Source organism: Phytopseudomonas straminea (assembly GCF_900112645.1).
Taxonomy (GTDB): Bacteria; Pseudomonadota; Gammaproteobacteria; order Pseudomonadales; family Pseudomonadaceae; genus Aquipseudomonas; species Aquipseudomonas straminea.
This window is the reverse complement of the sequence record NZ_FOMO01000002.1, coordinates 346701-363951: the sequence shown is the minus strand read 5'-3', so window position 1 is coordinate 363951 and position 17251 is coordinate 346701. Positions and strand designations below refer to the sequence as shown.

Here is a 17251-nt window from a genome sequence, read left to right as displayed (position 1 = left end):
TTCATGATGAAGAGGACATGCAACGATGAAATTGCTGGTCGTGGAGGATGAGGCGCTGCTGCGCCACCATCTGTATACCCGACTCGGCGAACAAGGCCACGTGGTGGACGCGGTCGCTAACGCCGAGGAAGCCCTGTATCGCGTCGATGAATACCATCATGATCTGGCGGTGATCGATCTTGGTCTGCCAGGCATCAGCGGGCTGGACCTGATCCGTCAGTTGCGCAGCCGCGACAAGACCTTTCCCATTCTGATTCTCACTGCCCGCGGCAACTGGCAGGACAAGGTCGAAGGCCTGGCCTCGGGCGCCGACGATTACGTGGTCAAGCCCTTTCAGTTCGAGGAACTCGAGGCGCGCCTCAATGCGCTGCTGCGCCGCTCTTCCGGCTTCATTCAGTCGACCATCGAAGCAGGCCCGCTGCTGCTCGACATGAACCGCAAGCAGGCGCTGATCGAGGGGAATGGCATGGGCCTGACCGCTTACGAGTACCGCATCCTTGAATACCTGATGCGTCACCACCAGCAGGTGGTGCCCAAGGAACGCCTGATCGAACAGCTGTATCCCGATGATGAGGAGCGCGATCCCAACGTGATCGAAGTGCTGGTCGGTCGCCTGCGTCGCAAGCTGGAAAGCTGCAACGGCTTCAAACCGATCGAAACGGTGCGCGGCCAGGGCTATCTGTTCACCGAGAGATGCCGGTGACCCGAGGTTTCGCGCAACTCAAGGCGCGTTGGATTTCCTCGCTACGCCTGCGCCTGATGCTCGGCAGTACGGTTATCGCCGTGCTGTTCATGGCGGCGTTGCTACCAACCTTGCAGGGCGCCTTTCTGATCGCCCTGGAAAAATCCGTCGAGAAACGCTTGGCCGCCGACACCGGCGCGCTGATATCCGCTGCCCGCACCGACGATGGCAAGCTGCGCATGCCCATCAAGCTGCCCGACGAGGAGTTCGACCTGCCGGATGCCCAATTACTGGGCTTCATCTACGACCGGGACGGCACGCTGCTGTGGCAGTCGCCTTCTACCCGCGATATTTCCCTGTCCTACCTGCCCAGCTACGACGGCCGCGGCGATGAGCTTCTGCGTGTAGAGGACCGTCAGGGCCGCGAGTTCTACCTCTATGATGTGGAGATCAAGCTGCTACGCGGGCAGAGTGCGGCGTTCAGTATCGTCACCCTGCAGCCGGCCAGCGACACCCTGGCGCTGTACCGGGATTTCACCAAGCAACTCTACCTGTGGCTCGGCGGTGCGCTGCTGCTGCTTCTGGGGCTGCTGTGGTTCGGCCTGACCTGGGGCTTTCGCAGCCTGCGCGGGTTGCGTGAAGAGCTGGACGAAGTGGAGGGCGGCCTGCGCGAACGCCTGAGCGATGAGCATCCGCGCGAGCTGCTGCGCCTGACCGGCTCGCTGAACCGCCTGCTGGACAGTGAACGCCAGCAGCGCGAGCGCTACCGCCATTCCCTAGATGACCTGGCGCACAGCCTGAAGACCCCTTTGTCGGTGCTGCAGGGCGCAGCCGAGGTGATCGCCACCCGGCCGCAGAACCGCGAGCAGTCGCAGATCCTGCAGGGGCAGATCGAGCGCATGAGCCAGCAGATCGGCTATCAGCTGCAGCGCGCCAGCCTGCGCAAGAGCGGCCTGGTGCGCCACCGGGTGCCGCTTGCCGGGGTGGTGGACAACCTCTGCGACGCCCTCGACAAGGTCTATCGCGGCAAACAGGTCAGTGTGCAGCGCCAGTTCGATGCCTGGCTTGAAATTCCCATGGAGCGTGCAGCACTGCTCGAACTGCTCGGCAACCTGCTGGAAAACGCCTACCGCCTGTGCCTGGGGCAGGTGCGCATCGGCGCTCTTATCGAAGGCGGCACCTGCGAGCTGTGCGTCGAGGACGATGGCCCAGGCGTTCCGGTCGATCAACGCGAGCGCATCCTGCGCCGCGGCGAGCGTCTGGACACCCAGCATCCAGGGCAGGGCATCGGTACCGCTGTGGTCAAGGACATCATAGAAAGCTACGAAGGTGAGCTATTTCTCGAAGAGTCCGAGCTCGGTGGGGCGGCGTTTCGGGTACGGATCTGAGCGCCAGTCCACCGTTTTGGTGGGAATCCGCCACGCTCGCCTGAGTGCCCGTGCGGAAAACCGCCATCGGCCGCGCCAGGCCGGCCGAAATCTTTGCTAAAACCCACGCCAGTCAAAGGTTTATCCGGATATTTCCTGTGTGGCATGGCGCTTGCTTTTGCAGCGTCAAGGTCGCGAGAGCGCCCTATAACAAATCCCTCCAGGTCAGGAGGGTTGGCGCCTAAACAAGAAAGGTGGTGCGGACGTCGCAGGATGTCATTGCCGCACCCGAGAGGATTCACCATGACTGCCACAACGCATGAAGTTGTCCGTCAACCGTTCTACAAAATGCTCTATGTCCAAGTGCTGGCTGCTATCACCATCGGCATTCTCCTCGGTCACTTCTATCCTGAAACGGGCGTCGCCCTCAAGCCGCTAGGCGATGGCTTCGTCAAGCTCATCAAGATGGTCATCGCACCCATCATCTTCTGCACCGTCGTCAGCGGCATCGCCGGCATGCAGGACATGAAGGCAGTCGGCAAGACCGGCGGCTACGCGCTGCTGTATTTCGAAATCGTCTCCACCATTGCCCTGATCATCGGTCTGGTCGTGGTCAACGTCGTGCAGCCGGGCGTCGGCATGCACGTCGATCCGAGCACGCTGGATGCCAGCAAAATCGCCGCCTATGCCCAGGCTGGTGAAGCGCAGACCACCATCGGCTTCATCCTTAACGTGATTCCGGCAACCGTGGTCGGCGCGTTCGCCAACGGCGACATCCTGCAGGTGCTGTTCTTCTCGGTGATCTTTGCCTTCGCTCTGCAGCGCATGGGTGAGTTCGGTCGCCCGGTGCTCGAGTTCATCGATCGCATCGCCCACGTCATGTTCGGCATCATCAACATGATCATGAAGCTCGCTCCCCTCGGTGCCTTCGGTGCCATGGCCTTCACCATCGGTCAGTACGGTGTCGGCTCGCTGGTGCAGTTGGGCCAACTGATGCTGTGCTTCTACATCACCTGCTTCTTCTTCGTGCTCGTGGTACTGGGCGGTATCTGCCGTGCTCACGGTTTCAGCGTTCTGCGCCTGATTCGCTACATCCGCGAAGAGCTGATGATCGTGCTGGGTACTTCGTCGTCGGAGTCGGCCCTGCCACGCATGCTGACCAAGATGGAAAAGCTCGGTGCCAAGAAGTCGGTCGTTGGTCTGGTAATCCCGACTGGCTACTCCTTCAACCTCGACGGTACCTCGATCTACCTGACCATGGCCGCGGTGTTCATCGCCCAGGCTACCGATACCCCGATGGACATCACCCACCAGATCACTCTGCTGCTGGTGCTGCTGGTTGCTTCCAAGGGTGCTGCTGGCGTGACCGGTAGCGGCTTCATCGTTCTGGCCGCCACCCTGTCTGCCGTCGGCCACCTGCCGGTTGCCGGCCTGGCGCTGATCCTGGGTATCGACCGTTTCATGTCCGAAGCCCGCGCGCTGACCAACCTAGTCGGTAACGGCGTCGCCACCATCGTGGTCGCCAAGTGGTGCAAGGAGCTGGACGAAGACACCCTGCAGCGCGAGCTGGCTTCCGGTGGTCGTCCGGACGTGGTGGCTGTACCTGCCGACAACGCTGGCAAGGTGTCCTGATAGCAATGTCGTCGACCTTCCCGGCAGGGAGGGTCACCTGGCCCGCCCTTGTGGCGGGCTTTTTTATGGGTGCATGAAACTGGGCTGGCACGTCGCCTTTAGGTCACCTGTTCTATTGAGCGGGGCAGGGTTCGGCAGGAGCATTACCAGGCGGGTAGCGCTTCGCGTGATCGACAGTTGTAACGCGTGGCGCCGCTCATCAATCCTGGATGAATGGTGAGGTTTCCATGAAACGCATGAAGAACACGCGCTCACGTAGCCTGACGCTGGCCGCGGCGCTGGTAGCTGGAATAGCATTTAGCGGTACCGCCAGTGCCTGGACGTTCGAGCATGGCTGGAGTTGCCAGAACAAATGGTACCAGATGGGCCTGATCGAACTCATCGCCTGTGGTGGGGGTGGTGAGGGCTGAGCTCTGAGAGTTAAATGCCAGAAACGAAAAAACCGGCCATCAAGGCCGGTTTTTTTGGGATTTGGTCGGAGAGACAGGATTCGAACCTGCGACCTTCTCGTCCCGAACGAGACGCGCTACCAAGCTGCGCTACACTCCGAATGCGCTAAATTCTACTCAAAAACTTTTGCTGCACAAGGGGTTAGCAAAAATTTTTAATCAGGGCGCCGCGTTCGGCATGCGCCCTTGAGTAGAAAAGACGCTTACAGCTCCTTGACGGTACGAACCTGGTCCTTGTTGACCTTGGTGCGTTTGCCATCCAACTGCTCGAACTCGTAGAAACCGGTGTCCTTGTCGAAGTCGGGACGGTCGACGGTCTGAATTTCACGGCCATCGTTGAGGGTGATCACCGACGGGGTAGAGCAACCTGCCAGGGTAACCAGGCCGAAGGCGAGTAGAAACGCAGCGGTAGTCCGTTGCTTCATGGCTTGTCTCCTAAATCGAAGCTGAGTGATTACCTTGGCTCAGACGAAAGCGCCAAGCTCAAGTTCCGCCCTATTTATGCTCGGATGACGCGCCCGCTGCAAGCCTTAGAGCCTGTTCAAAGTCTCGCGAGCTAGAGCAATGCAAGGCCTAGGCGGCCCCGCAAAACAGGCGAGGACGCGGAGTTTATGAGCTGTAAATGAGCATTACTCGCTCCGCTCGCCCTTCGGGCCGCACTGAAGTGCGTTAGCCGCAAGCGGCTTTCCGAGCCTGTTTTTAACGCCGCAGTGCCGACGTGCAGCACACTCTGAACAGGTTCTTAGTCGAGCAGGTCGGGCGAGTTGAGGTTGCTCAGGCGCGGATCATCCGTCTCGCAGACCAGCGCCGCGGGCTGGTGGGCGCGCAGCCAGCGCTGGGTGCTACGCTCGCCAGCCTGCCAGGCCTCTTCCAATGATGGCAGCAGGCGGCGGGGTATGACCGCGAACAGCGGCTCCCAGTAACCGTCGCGCTGTGCCATGACCGGATGATCCTCGGCCAGGACGAGTAGGCTCTCGATCAGTGTGCGGTCGACCCTGGGGGCATCGCACGGCAGCACCAGCAGCAATGGGTGGCGGGCGACCTGCAGGGCGGCTCGGATGCCGGCCAGCGGGCCCGGATAGTCAGCGCTGTCGTCGCCGACCAGGCGGTCGGCGTAGGCCGCGTAGTTCTCCTGGTTGCGGTTGCAGGAGATGATCAGGTCGTCGGTGAGTGGGCGAACCACCTCGTGCAGCCATGCGATCATCGGCCGCGCCTGCCAGTGGACCAGGCCCTTGTCCAGGCCGCCCATGCGCTGGCCCCGGCCGCCTGCGAGCAGTACCACGGAGAAGGGCTGGGGCATTGCGGTGGCGGGCATGGCGGGGTCTCCGGAGGTGGCGCTGTGGTATAACACCGGCCTTTGTCGACCACAACTGGAAGCCTGCCATGAGCCACAAGGCCGATGCGCCATTCGTGCCCCTGAATATCGCCGTGCTGACGGTCAGCGATACCCGCACGCTGGAAACCGATACCTCCGGGCAACTTTTCGTCGACCGCCTCAAGGCGGCGGGCCATAACCTTGCCGATCGGGTGCTGCTCAAGGACGACCTCTACAAGATCCGCGCCCAGGTCGCCACCTGGATCGCCGAAGACGTCGTGCAGGTGGTGCTGATCACCGGCGGCACCGGCTTCACCGGTCGTGACAGTACACCGGAAGCGGTGGCCTGCCTGCTCGACAAGCAGGTCGATGGTTTCGGCGAGCTGTTCCGGCAGATTTCCACCGCCGACATCGGCACCTCTACCATCCAGTCCCGCGCGCTGGCCGGCCTGGCCAACGGCACCCTGGTGTGCTGCCTGCCGGGCTCGACCAACGCCTGCCGCACCGGCTGGGACGGCATCCTCGCCGAACAGCTCGATGCGCGTCATCGCCCGTGCAATTTCGTGCCACACCTGAAGCTCGCCGCGCCGTGCGAGAGCCGCGGATGAGCGAGGCGCATTCCCCGTTGATGCCGGTGGAACAGGCCCTGGCTCGGCTGCTGGAACTGGCCGAGGCCGCGCCGATCGTCGAGCACGAGCGAGTCGACCTGGCTGAAGCCGATGGTCGCGTGCTGGCCGAACCCATGGTCGCCGGCCTTGACCTGCCGCCCTGGCCGAACAGCGCCATGGACGGCTACGCATTACGCCTGGCCGACTGTCAGGGCGAGCCGCTGGAAGTCAGCCAGCGCATCCTTGCCGGCATGGCGCCCGATGCGCTGCGGCCCGGCACCTGTGCGCGCATCTTCACCGGTGCACCGGTGCCCGATGGCGCCGATACGGTGGAGATGCAGGAGAACGTCAGTGTCGGCGAGGACGGTCGCGTGCACTTCAATCAGCCGATGAAGATCGCGCAGAACATCCGCCCCCAAGGTCAGGAAAATCGTAAGGGCGAAACGCTGCTGGCTGCCGGTACGCGGCTGGGGCCCGTCGAGCTGGGGCTGGCGGCGTCCATCGGCCTGGCGCAGCTGGCGGTTCGCCGCAAACCGCGGGTGGCGGTGCTGTCCACCGGTGATGAGCTGATCGAACCCGGCCATGAACTGGGCGCCGGGCAGATCTACAACAGCAACCGTTATCTGCTGGTCGCCTGGCTTCAGCGTCTAGGTTGCGAAGTCATCGACGCCGGCATCCTGCCCGATAACCTTGAGCGTACGCGTCAGGCGCTCGGTGAGTTGGAAAATGTCGACCTGATCCTGTCCACCGGCGGCGTGTCGGTCGGTGAGGCGGATTTTCTCGGTATAGCCCTGCGCGAAGCCGGCGAATTGGCGTTGTGGAAGCTAGCGATCAAGCCGGGCAAGCCGCTGACCGTCGGCGAGTTCCGCGGGTGTCCGGTGATCGGCCTGCCCGGCAATCCGGCCTCGACGCTGGTGACCTTCGGTCTGCTGGCGCGCCCCTATCTGCTGCGCCGCCTGGGTGTGCAGAAGGTCGAACCCCTGGGCTTCAGCGTGCCGGCGGGTTTCACCTGGCCCAAACCGGGCAAGCGCCGCGAGTTTCTGCGCGCGCGCCTTGAAAACGGTCGCGTGGTGCCCTATTCGAACCAGAGTTCGGGGGTGCTGCGCAGCGCAGCCTGGGCCGAGGGGCTGGCCCAGGTGCTAGAAGGTGCCACGCTGGCTGAAGGCGATCCCGTGCGCTTTATCCCGATGAGCGAACTGCTCGGCTGACGACAGGCGCGTGCGACGGGCGTGATTATTCCCGCCGCACGCTGTCTGCATTAGGCAGCACAGACTTCTTTTCTGTATCGGAGCCCTTATGCAAGAGCGTAAAGCCCTGTTGATCCTTCATGGCAAGCAGGCCCTCAACGAAGAGGTGCGCGCGGCGGTCAACAGCCAGCGTGAGAAGTGCTGGGACCTGGCCGTGCGGCTGACCTGGGAGGCGGGCGATGCTCAGCGCCTGGTCGCCGAAGCGCTGCAGGCAGGCTACCCGACGCTGATCGCCGGCGGCGGGGACGGCACGCTGCGCGATGTCGCCGAAGCGATGGCCAAGGCCGAGACCGATGCCAGCCTGGTATTGCTGCCGTTGGGCACCGCCAACGATTTCGCCCATGCCGCCGGTATTCCGCTGACGCCTGGCGAGGCCCTGGCCCTGCTCGACACGCCGGCGCAGCCGATCGACCTGGGCGAGGTCGATGGCGAGCTGTTTCTCAACATGGCCACCGGCGGCTTTGGCTCCAACATCACGGCCAATACCTCGGAAGACCTCAAACGCTTCCTGGGTGGGGCGGCCTATATGCTAACCGGCCTGACCCGCTTCGCCGAGGTGCGCTCGGCCTTTGGCCGCTTCAAGGGGCCGGATTTCGCCTGGGAAGGCGAGTTCCTCGCCCTCGGCATCGGCAACGGTCGCCAGGCAGGCGGCGGGCATGTGCTGTGCCCCCATGCCCTTGTGAACGACGGCTTGCTGGACGTGTGCATCGTGCCGGCCGCCTCCGATGTGGTCGGAACGCTTGGCACGCTGCTGTCCGGCGGCTTGAAGGGTATTGAGGGTGTGTCGATCAGCGCGCGCGTGCCCTGGCTGGAAATCGACGCCCCCGAGGGCCTGGATCTGAACCTCGATGGTGAGCCCCGTGGCGGGCATCGTCTACGCTTCGCTGCAAGGCCTCAGGCGTTGCGGCTGCATTTGCCGGCAGGCTCGCCGTTGCTGCACGACTGATCAGCGGGTATTGCTGGTGCGCCGCCGCGCGCTGGTGCAAGATGGCGTTGCGCCATGCCGCCTACAGTAATTGCACGACTGGCCGATAGCTTCATACGAACACCACGCCTCACAGGAGCGAATAATGGCCGGTATTCTCGACACCGTTGATCAACGGACGCAGTTGGTAGGCGAGAACCGCCTGGAAATCCTGATGTTCCGTCTGGCGGGCCGGCAGATGTTCGCCATCAACGTTTTCAAGGTGCAGGAAGTGCTGCACATGCCCAAGCTGACCCTGATGCCGCACCGGCATCGGTTCGTCTGTGGGGTGATCCACCTGCGTGGCCAGACGCTGCCGGTCATCGACCTGTCCCAGGCCATCGGCATGCGCCCGATCGTGCCGGATGAGCGCAGCACCATCATCGTTACTGAGTACAACCGCTCGATTCAGGCGTTCCTGGTCGGCGGCGTCGACCGCATTCTCAATCTCAACTGGGAATCCATCCTGCCGCCGCCCGGCGGGGCGGGGCGTCAGCATTACCTGACAGCCATTACCAAGGTCGATGACCAGCTTGTCGAGATTATCGACGTGGAAAAGGTGCTGGCCGAGATCGTGCCCTACGACACGCGCATTTCCGGTGACCGCCTGGCCGATCCTCTGCTGGAAAAAGCTCGTGGCCGGGAGGTGCTGCTGGTCGACGACTCCAGTGTGGCTCTGGCGCAGCTGCGCGACACCCTGACTCAACTGGGCATCAAGCTGCATGTCGCCACCGATGGGCTGAAAGGCTTGAGGATGCTCAAAGCCTGGGCCGATGCGGGCGAGGTGATCACCGACAAGCTGCTGATGATGTTCACCGATGCCGAAATGCCTGAAATGGACGGCTATCGGCTGACCACCGAGATTCGCCAGGATCCGCGCCTGCGCGACCTCTATGTGGTGCTGCACACCTCACTATCCGGCAGCTTCAACGATGCGATGGTCAAGAAGGTCGGTTGCGACAACTTCCTGTCCAAGTTCCAGCCGGACAAACTGGTGGATGTGATTCGTCAGCGCCTCGCCCTGGACGAAAAGTAAGGCTCTGGCTGCTTGAGCCCCAACGGCGGTTTGCGTATAACCGCCGTTTCGCTCAAGTCAGGACGCCGAGCCATGCACCTCTCCGCGCTGTACCGCTTTCCCCTCAAATCCGCCATGGGTGAATCCCTGCCAAGCCTGCAGCTCGATGATCTGGGCGTCGCCGGCGATCGCCGCTGGATGTTCGCGGACGCGGAAACCGGGCGGTTCATGACCCAGCGTACCTTTCCCCAGATGAGCCAGTTGCAGGCGCGCTGGAACCTGTCTGGCGGGCTGACACTGAACGCGCCGGGCATGCCCACGCTGGAAGTAGCGTTGCCGGATCCCGACCAGGCGCTGCGTGGCGTGATCATCTGGCGCGATACCCTGCGCGTACCGGACGCCGGTGACGAAGCCGCCGCCTGGGGCAGTGCGTTCATGGGCAGGGGCTGTCGCCTGGTGCACGTGCCTGCCGAGCGGGCGCGTTTTATCGAAGGCAATGTCAACGGTGACGAGAAGGTGGGCTTTGCCGATGGCTTTCCACTGCTGCTGATCGGCCAGGCGTCGCTGGACGATCTGGTGGCGCGGGTCGGTCGCCCGCTGGAGATGCTGCGCTTTCGCCCCAACCTGGTGGTGCAGGGCGCCGAGCCATACGCCGAGGACACCTGGAAGCGTATCCGCATTGGTGGAGCCGAGTTCACCTTGGCCAAACGCTGCTCGCGCTGCGTGATCACCACCATCGACCCCAAGACCGGCGAGCGCAGCGCCGACCGTGAACCGCTGACCACCTTGCGCAGCTATCGCCAGGGCGAGGACGGCATCCTGTTCGGGCAGAACCTGATCAACCATGGCAACGGTGAGCTGCGCGTCGGCATGCCGGTTGAAATATTGCAGTAGGCGGGAGCTACAAACGTGTACACATGGGGCTGCCATCCTTGGCTTGGCCCGTATTGCCATTTCGACTCTTACTACGAGGAGTAACGAGTCGAAAGGCGCTGGTGCTCGTACGGTCAGCGCATATTTAGACCATCTCTATACCATCTTCCTCATTCGGCTGTTGTCGCTGGCGCTGACGTAGTTCATTGACTTGCCCCATCAGCTGTCGAGTTATCGCGTCCGAGTCGATGCTACCCACCATGGCGGCAGCGGTATCGAATGTTTGTCGGCCTGTTGCAAGTGCCGAGTTGATCCCATTGCGTGTGGATTCGAGCGCTTGGTTTGCGCTGTTACGCGTGGCTTCTATGGCGTGGCTTGTCCCGTTGCGTGTTGCCTCGACGGCGTGCTTTGTCCCGTCACGCGCGGACTCCATCGCCTGGCGAGCGGCCGCTTTGGGGGCCGCGTGGTTGTCTCTGTCGTACCACTCTGAGGCTTTATCGGCCACTTTCTGACCCACGGCGTTCATGGCGCCGTACACGCCAAACGCCGTAGCTGAGCCGACAAGGTTGATCGCATTGTTGACCGCAGCCTTGGCAAGAGGATTGCTGATCGGGGCCGTCGCCGCTTTCTGAATGGCGCTGACCCCGCTAAACGTTGCCGCAAAGCCGCCATTGGCCAGAACGCTACGCGCAGTGCCGAGGCTTCGTGCGCCGTCCAGGGTACTACTCAGGGTGCCCATCGCGGCATTGCCTACGCGGCTGCCACCATGACTGGCCATGGCCTTCCAACTGGTGTCTTTGGCCGCTTTATAGATGTCGTACCAGTCCCTTTCATCGGCGAGATTTTCCTTGGGCTCGGCATCTTTGCGCGCGAAGATTTGCGCAGGATCGCGTAGGCCACTCTTTTCTTCCCGCATACGTGCAAGATGCGCTGCCCCCATTGACGCTAAAACACCGCCGGCACTGGTGATTGTCGTCCCGGCGTTCGCGGCCTTGGTTGTCGCTGCCGCTTGCGCTTCCGGCCGAAGACCGGGCTGATTCGCCTGAGAAGAGAGGTGTATGTCAAGGCCGTTACGCAACACATTACGCACACTGAAGGTTTGCATTTCCGCGGCGCCAGTACCGGACTGTGTCAACCATCCTGGCTCCTTGTCTTTCAACGCCTCCACCATGACATCGTGCAAGTTGTCCTCAGGTGCTTTGAAAAACAGCAAGTCCTTGTTCATTTCATTCTGAGCGGCGGTGGATACCTGATCGATCGCGACCGCTTCTAGAGCAGCAACCAGGCCTTGAGCTGCCGCTTCGGCAACTGGGGAAGTGGTGCCAGCAAGGCTGGTCAACATCTTGGCAGGGGCCTCCACCAGGTTGGGGTAGAGATGCTGAGCAATCGCAACCAAGGCGAACGGCAATCCTGCGACCAATGAAGAGCCTGACGTCGACTTGCTGTCGAGTGAATGGGCGTTATCCAGCGTTCTGCGAACTGAATCGAGATCTTCGCCTTCACTCGCCAGCAGCTCGGCTCGGGAGCTCACCAGAGCGTCGATCTTTCTATTGTGCTCGGCGACTTTCGCATGATCTTGCGCGCTAGCGCCTGGTGGCAACGTGGTGGGTTTGCGATATTTCTGGAACATACCGTCCAGGTGTTCATGTATCTCACGCTGGTTCTGTGCTTGGCGCTGTGCTGCACTTATCTCGGTTACTCGGCGGCCCTCGGCGCGAGAGTCATTTCCGACCTGGGTATGCGATACAGCTGGTAATGCAGGGGTACCGCGCGAAACTCCATCCATAACAAATCCTCTTTTCTTTATGACATACAAGGCATCAAGCCGCGTAGCAGGGCAGTCAGTGATGTTGCTGTTTCATCGTTGTTATGTGCTTTGGGCTGAAATGGCCTAGCTCCTTGCGCGCAGTTGGAGGGCTGGGGCAGTAATCAGCCGCCTTCTCCAGTGAGAAAGCCATATCGCTGGGTGGTTTGGGCGGCAAACTGGTTCCCTGCGTGAGTCAACTACGTTACCCACAGGCGGCTGATCGAGCCTTGGAGGTTGCGGATCACTGCGCCAGAGCGCTGCGGATGCCGAGCGAGAAGGGAGGATGCTGGAGGCTGTCAGCTACCTAGCTGGAGAGACTGGAGGCAGTCACAGGGCTCAGCCAAGCAGGCTGTTCTGCGTACGATCCGCTGCAGGCTTGCCCTGCAGCGGTTGTTGTCGGGTTTGTGGTTTCAGTCAGTGGAGGCCAGGGTGACAGAACCGGAGCTCAGCATTTTGGCTGATGTTCATTGACCCTCGAAGAAGCGCTCATGCCAGCCAACCAGCGGCTGGGGCGCGTTGAGCTTGTCGCCGTAGATCACCGCGTAGGACAGCACGTTCTGCACGTACTGGCGGGTCTCGTTGAACGGAATGTTCTCCACCCACACATCGTAGGACAAGTGATCGGCGCCGCGCAGCCACTGGCGCACACGGCCCGGGCCTGCGTTATAGGCGGCCGAGGCCAGCACCCGGTTGCCGTTGAACTGGCCGTAGATCTGGCTCAGATAGGCGGCGCCCAGCTGGATGTTGACGCTGGGCAGCAGCGCATTGTTCGGGTTGCTCAGGGGGATGCCGAACTTGCGTGCGGTCTCCTTGGCGGTGGCCGGCATCACCTGCATCAGGCCGAGAGCCCCGGCGTGGGACTTGGCATCGGCCATGAAGCCGCTTTCCTGGCGGGTGATGGCGAATACCCAGCTCGAATGCAGGCCGCGCTTCTTGGCTTCCGCGGTCAGCGGCTCGCGATGGGCCATGGGGAAGCGGATGTCCAGGTCGTCCCAGTACTTGGCCTGGCTGATGGTGCGGATCGCCGGAAAGTACCACTGCATGTCGTAGGCCAGGCGCGCCTGGGCGACCAGCTCGTCACGGTCGAAATGGCGGCTGGCGTGGTACCACTCGCGGCGGCCTTCGACGACCTGGCCGCGGTCGTGGAATTCCATGGCACGGCGAATGCCGGGCGCGTTGCGTACTTTCTTGATCACGGCAGGGCTGAGCTGCAGCGGTGCGTTCTTCAGGAAGTACGGTTCCTTGACCTGGTCGGCGGCCATGAAGCCATAGAAGTCGCGCTCCTTGGCCAGGTCATGGAACAGCGGCTGGGCGGCCTTGCTGTTGGGCTGAGCCAATTGCAGGCTGCGCGCCTGCCAGTAGCGCCAGCGGTTGGTGCTGGCCAGGGACTCGGGCATGCGGCTGATCAGCTTGTTGGCTTCGTCCCAGCGGCCCAGGCGCAGCAGCAGGCGGGCGCGCCACTCGCTGACGGTGTCGTCGCGCAGGTTGGGGTCGTACTTGGCCATGATGTCGAGGGCGCGCGGGTCGAAGCGGCGCGCCAGGGTCAGGCCGATCTCGTTGGCGATGGCGACCTTTTCCTGATCGGAAAAGCGCATGCGCTGGGAGTAACCCTCGAGCAGGCTCAGGGCCTGTTCCGGATCCTGGCGCGCGAGGCGACGCAGGCCGAGGCTGACCACGTCACCCATGGCGTCGTCGGCCGGCGTGAAGCGGGCGGTCTGGGTAAGAATCTGCGGTTTCTGGACGACTTCCACAAGGAGCTTGCCGTGGTTGCTCAGGGTCGGCAGGTCCTTGCTCAGGAAGGTTGCCAGGCTGTAGTTGCGTGCTTCGGCGGCGAGCTTGGCGCGCTGCCAGCGGCGCTGCTCGGTCAGCTGGCCTTCGGCGGCCCAGCGATCGAACAGGCGGTCACAGGCTTCGGGCTGGGATTTGCCCACCAGCCAGAGCTTCTCGGCGCTGGCATAGCCTTCGGCGGTCTGGCCCTGGGCGAGCTGGCGCTGGCCGTTCAGGCAGTCCAGTTCGGTGAAGTTGAGCCCCGGGTCGTAGTACTTGGCGAAGGTTTGCCATTCGCCGCGTTCGGCGAGCCAGCGCAGCCAGCGCAACTTCATCCAGTTGGCCTGGGGCAGGTCACCATGGGCGGCGAGAAAGGCTTCGATTTCCTGATTGCTGGCCCATTTCAGCCGTGCGGTCAGCTCGTCGTAGGTCAGATACGGCGTCAGCGGGTAGTCGCGCAGCGCGCTGGCGTAGCGCTCGTAAGGCCCCTTGTCGCCCTTGGCGAGCGCGGCCTTGGCCTCGTCGTAGTACTGGCGTTGCTGCTGCAGGCTCGCGGCCTGGCTCAGCGTGGATGTGGCGGCGCAAAGAATCAGGCAGGACAGCAGACTGGGCAAACGACAGCGCATGGCACTTCCGGGGTCATCTCGTGATCGGGCGCGACCTGGCTGGTGCCGGTCGCCTGATGTGCCCTTGGGGCGGTTACCGGTGTGCGCCGCGGCGAAAAGTGCATCGTCAGGCGCGGCGGCGGCAATGGTCGCTAGCTTAGCCTTTTGCCTGCGTGCCGCGAAAGGGCCGCCGGTACATGGCGCATGTCCGTTTATGTCACATCAATGCGGGCTCACAGACGCCGCCGGCCATCTCGGTTAGAATACGCGCCCGTTTTTGGCTGGCGTGCGCGTCAGCCAGATCAGTTTCGTGGTCGGCAGCAACGAGGCCCTGGTCGCGCCCCAGGTTTTGGTCCACCACTCCCGCGTATTGTCGAGGCAACCCTGATGACCCTGCTCAAGTTCACCGATGTTTCCCTGGCCTTTGGCGCCATGCCGCTGTTGGACAAGGTGTCTTGGCAGATCGCCCGTGGCGAGCGGGTGTGCATCATCGGCCGTAACGGCACCGGCAAGTCGAGCATGCTCAAGCTGGTCAACGACCAGCAGAAGCCCGACGACGGCACAATCTGGCGGGCGCCGGGCCTGAAGATCGGCGAGTTACCCCAGGAATTGCCGGTCGCCGATGGCCGCACGGTGTTCGATGTGGTCGCCCAGGGCCTCGACGGCGTGGGTGATCTGCTCGCCCAGTACCACCATTTGGCGCAGAACTGCGTGACCGAGGAAGACCTCAACAAGCTGATGCATGTGCAGCAGGAGCTGGAAGCGAAGGATGGCTGGCGCCTGCAGCAACTGGTCGACAGCACCCTGAGCCGCCTGCAGTTGCCGGCCGACAAGACCCTTGCCGAGCTTTCCGGCGGCTGGCGTCGTCGTGTGCTGCTGGCCCAGGCGCTGGTCAGCGAGCCGGATCTGCTGTTGCTCGACGAGCCGACCAACCACCTGGACATCGGCGCCATCGCCTGGCTCGAAGAAGCCATCAAGGATTTCCAGGGCGCCGTGCTGTTCATCACCCACGACCGGGCCTTCCTGCAGAGCCTGGCCACGCGCATTCTGGAACTGGACCGCGGCGGGCTGATCGACTGGAACGGCGATTACGCCAGTTTCCTGGTGCACAAGGAGGCCGCGCTGGCCGCCGAAGAAACCGCCAATGCGCTGTTCGACAAGAAACTGGCCCAGGAAGAGGTGTGGATCCGTCAGGGCATCAAGGCCCGTCGTACCCGCAACGAAGGCCGCGTGCGCGCCCTCAAGGCATTGCGCGTGGAGCGCAGCGAACGTCGCGAGCGCACCGGCAAGGCCAATATCCAGCTGGATGTGGCGGACAAGTCCGGCAAGCAGGTGATGGTGCTGGAGAACGTCAGCTTCGCCCATCCGGGCGGCCCGCTGCTGATCAGGGACTTTTCCATGGTGCTGCAACGCGGTGATCGCATCGGCCTGCTCGGCGCCAACGGCACCGGCAAGACCACGCTGCTCAAGCTGATGCTCGACGGTCTGCAGCCGACCGCCGGCAAGGTGGAGCAGGGCACCAAGATCGAAGTGGCCTATTTCGATCAGCTGCGCCACCAGCTGGATATCGAAAAGACCGTGATCGACAATATTTCCGAGGGTCGCGACTTCATCGAGATCGATGGCCAGAACCGTCACGTGCTGAGCTACCTGGGCGACTTCCTGTTCAGCCCGCAGCGTGCGCGCACGCCGGTCAAGGCGCTGTCCGGTGGCGAGCGCGCGCGCCTGCTGCTGGCCAAGCTGTTCAGCAAGCCGGCCAACCTGCTGGTGCTCGACGAACCGACCAACGATCTCGACGTGGAAACCCTGGAGCTGCTCGAAGAGGTGCTTTCCAACTTCAAGGGCACCGTGCTGATGGTCAGCCACGACCGGGCCTTCCTCGATAACGTGGTGACCAGCACCCTGGTCTTCGAGGGCGAAGGGCGAGTCCGTGAATACGTGGGCGGTTATCAGGACTGGCTGCGCCAGGGCGGCTCACCACGCCTGCTCGGCGTGGGCGAGAGCAAATCGGGCAAGGCCGAACTGGGCTCGGCCATCGTCGAAACCGCCGTGGTCGAGGCGCCGGTCGCCGAGACTGCCGCCGCTGCACCGGCAGCCAAGAAGAAGCTCAGCTACAAGCACCAGCGTGAGCTGGACGCCATGCCGGAAATGATCGATACCGCCGAGCAGGCGATTGCCGCGCTGGAAGCCAGGATCGCCGATCCGGCCTTCTACCAGCAGCCTGCCGAGCAGACCGCCGCGGTGCTGGCGCAACTGCAGGCTCAACAGGAAGAGCTGGATCGCCTGGTCGAGCGTTGGGCTGAACTGGAAGGCTGACAGGCGAGGCTGGAGCAGCGTCGGAAGGATCGGGTGGGACGCCGCCGGGCGGGTGCCCGGCGGCGTTCGCCAGGGCTGATCAGGCCGCTGGTTTCTTCAGGCTGACCGCCAGTACGTCGCACGGCGCGCCATGCAGCACGTCGTTGGCGGTGGAGCCGAGCAGCAGGGCCAGGCCATGGCGACCATGGCTGCCGACGATGATCAGGTCGCAGTGTTGTTCGGCGGCCAGGCGGTGGATTTCCTGACGCGGCTGGCCGTAGGCCAGGTGACGGTTCTCGGCGCTGAGTTGCGGGTGTTTGATGGCGAAGGCGTCGAGACGCTCCTTGGCCTGTTCGAACTGCTGCTGTTGCAGCATTGACAGGTCCATCGGCACGTCGCCGCCGAAAGCCATGGCCATGGGTTCGACGATATGCACCACGGAAAGCTTGGCCTGGGTGCTGCTCGCCAGAGCCTGGGCGCGCTTCATTACCGGGTCGCACTCCTCGGTCAGATCGACGGCGACCAGAATGTGCTGGTAGGACATGGGGTTGTCTCCTTACAAGGGTGACCAGTGATTTCAAGTATGGCTGGTTTGAGCATTTACCACAGGTTGCGCAGTCGAGAT

General features: G+C 62.9%; 15 protein-coding genes and 1 tRNA gene. 10 read left to right on the top strand and 6 right to left on the bottom strand.

From position 1 onward, the window contains the following. Positions 1 to 25 precede the first annotated feature (25 nt). The 4 genes from BM279_RS05845 (at position 26) to BM279_RS05830 (ending at position 4091) form a co-directional block, all read left to right on the top strand. A complete protein-coding gene (locus tag BM279_RS05845; protein ID WP_093501842.1) occupies positions 26 to 703 on the top strand; it encodes a response regulator in 678 nt (225 codons plus the stop codon). Next, the gene (locus tag BM279_RS05840; protein ID WP_093501840.1) at positions 694 to 2070 is read left to right on the top strand and encodes an ATP-binding protein; all 1377 of its coding nucleotides are present in this window, start codon (positions 694 to 696) and stop codon (positions 2068 to 2070) included. The genes BM279_RS05845 and BM279_RS05840 overlap by 10 nt, the downstream gene beginning before the upstream one ends. A gap of 282 nt (positions 2071 to 2352) precedes the next feature. Next, positions 2353 to 3681 carry a dicarboxylate/amino acid:cation symporter gene (locus BM279_RS05835; protein ID WP_093501838.1) on the top strand — a complete coding sequence of 443 codons (1329 nt, stop codon included), beginning with the start codon at positions 2353 to 2355 and terminating at the stop codon, positions 3679 to 3681. A gap of 227 nt (positions 3682 to 3908) precedes the next feature. Then, positions 3909 to 4091 (top strand): hypothetical protein, encoded by a 183-nt coding sequence (locus tag BM279_RS05830; RefSeq protein WP_093501836.1) that lies wholly within the window; start codon positions 3909 to 3911, stop codon positions 4089 to 4091. 62 nt (positions 4092 to 4153) lie between these two features. On the opposite strand, the gene BM279_RS05825 is transcribed toward BM279_RS05830, so the two are convergent. The 3 genes from BM279_RS05825 to mobA all read right to left on the bottom strand — a co-directional run bounded on the left by BM279_RS05825 (position 4154) and on the right by mobA (position 5445). Then, positions 4154 to 4230: transfer RNA gene (locus BM279_RS05825), tRNA-Pro, on the bottom strand. A 103-nt stretch (positions 4231 to 4333) separates the two neighbouring features. Next, positions 4334 to 4555, bottom strand: coding sequence for a YgdI/YgdR family lipoprotein (locus BM279_RS05820; RefSeq protein WP_013792021.1), 222 nt, complete (start codon positions 4553 to 4555; stop codon positions 4334 to 4336). A gap of 317 nt (positions 4556 to 4872) precedes the next feature. Next, on the bottom strand, positions 4873 to 5445 hold the full coding sequence (gene mobA, locus BM279_RS05815) for a molybdenum cofactor guanylyltransferase MobA (protein WP_093501834.1): 573 nt from the start codon (positions 5443 to 5445) through the stop codon (positions 4873 to 4875). A 68-nt stretch (positions 5446 to 5513) separates the two neighbouring features. Here mobA and moaB point away from each other — a divergent pair, with 68 nt between their 5' ends. From moaB to BM279_RS05790, 5 genes are all read left to right on the top strand, one after another. Then, the gene (moaB, locus tag BM279_RS05810) at positions 5514 to 6053 is read left to right on the top strand and encodes a molybdenum cofactor biosynthesis protein B (protein ID WP_093501832.1); all 540 of its coding nucleotides are present in this window, start codon (positions 5514 to 5516) and stop codon (positions 6051 to 6053) included. Next, the gene (locus BM279_RS05805) at positions 6050 to 7261 is read left to right on the top strand and encodes a molybdopterin molybdotransferase MoeA (RefSeq protein WP_093501830.1); all 1212 of its coding nucleotides are present in this window, start codon (positions 6050 to 6052) and stop codon (positions 7259 to 7261) included. Before moaB ends, BM279_RS05805 begins: the two co-directional genes overlap by 4 nt. 88 nt (positions 7262 to 7349) lie before the next feature. Beyond that, on the top strand, positions 7350 to 8246 hold the full coding sequence (gene yegS / locus BM279_RS05800) for a lipid kinase YegS (protein WP_093501828.1): 897 nt from the start codon (positions 7350 to 7352) through the stop codon (positions 8244 to 8246). 124 nt (positions 8247 to 8370) lie between these two features. Continuing rightward, on the top strand, positions 8371 to 9300 hold the full coding sequence (locus BM279_RS05795) for a chemotaxis protein CheV (protein WP_093501826.1): 930 nt from the start codon (positions 8371 to 8373) through the stop codon (positions 9298 to 9300). Positions 9301 to 9372: 72 nt separating this feature from the next. Further along, on the top strand, positions 9373 to 10173 hold the full coding sequence (locus tag BM279_RS05790) for an MOSC domain-containing protein (protein ID WP_093501824.1): 801 nt from the start codon (positions 9373 to 9375) through the stop codon (positions 10171 to 10173). 124 nt (positions 10174 to 10297) lie between these two features. Here the strand turns inward: BM279_RS05790 and BM279_RS05785 are convergent, their stop codons facing one another. Both BM279_RS05785 and BM279_RS05780 read right to left on the bottom strand, forming a co-directional pair. Further along, entirely contained in the window at positions 10298 to 11938 is a 1641-nt protein-coding gene (locus BM279_RS05785) for a hypothetical protein (RefSeq protein WP_093501822.1), read from the bottom strand. A 485-nt stretch (positions 11939 to 12423) separates the two neighbouring features. Beyond that, positions 12424 to 14352: a transglycosylase SLT domain-containing protein gene (locus BM279_RS05780; protein ID WP_093501820.1), complete on the bottom strand. Its 1929-nt coding sequence runs from the start codon at positions 14350 to 14352 to the stop codon at positions 12424 to 12426. Positions 14353 to 14718: 366 nt separating this feature from the next. Between BM279_RS05780 and BM279_RS05775 the strand changes: the two genes are divergently transcribed. After that, the gene (locus BM279_RS05775) at positions 14719 to 16647 is read left to right on the top strand and encodes an ATP-binding cassette domain-containing protein (RefSeq protein ID WP_093501818.1); all 1929 of its coding nucleotides are present in this window, start codon (positions 14719 to 14721) and stop codon (positions 16645 to 16647) included. Between the two features lie 79 nt (positions 16648 to 16726). Here BM279_RS05775 and BM279_RS05770 read toward each other — a convergent pair whose 3' ends face one another. Beyond that, a complete protein-coding gene (locus tag BM279_RS05770) occupies positions 16727 to 17170 on the bottom strand; it encodes a universal stress protein (protein WP_093501816.1) in 444 nt (147 codons plus the stop codon). Between the last annotated feature and the right edge of the window lie 81 nt (positions 17171 to 17251).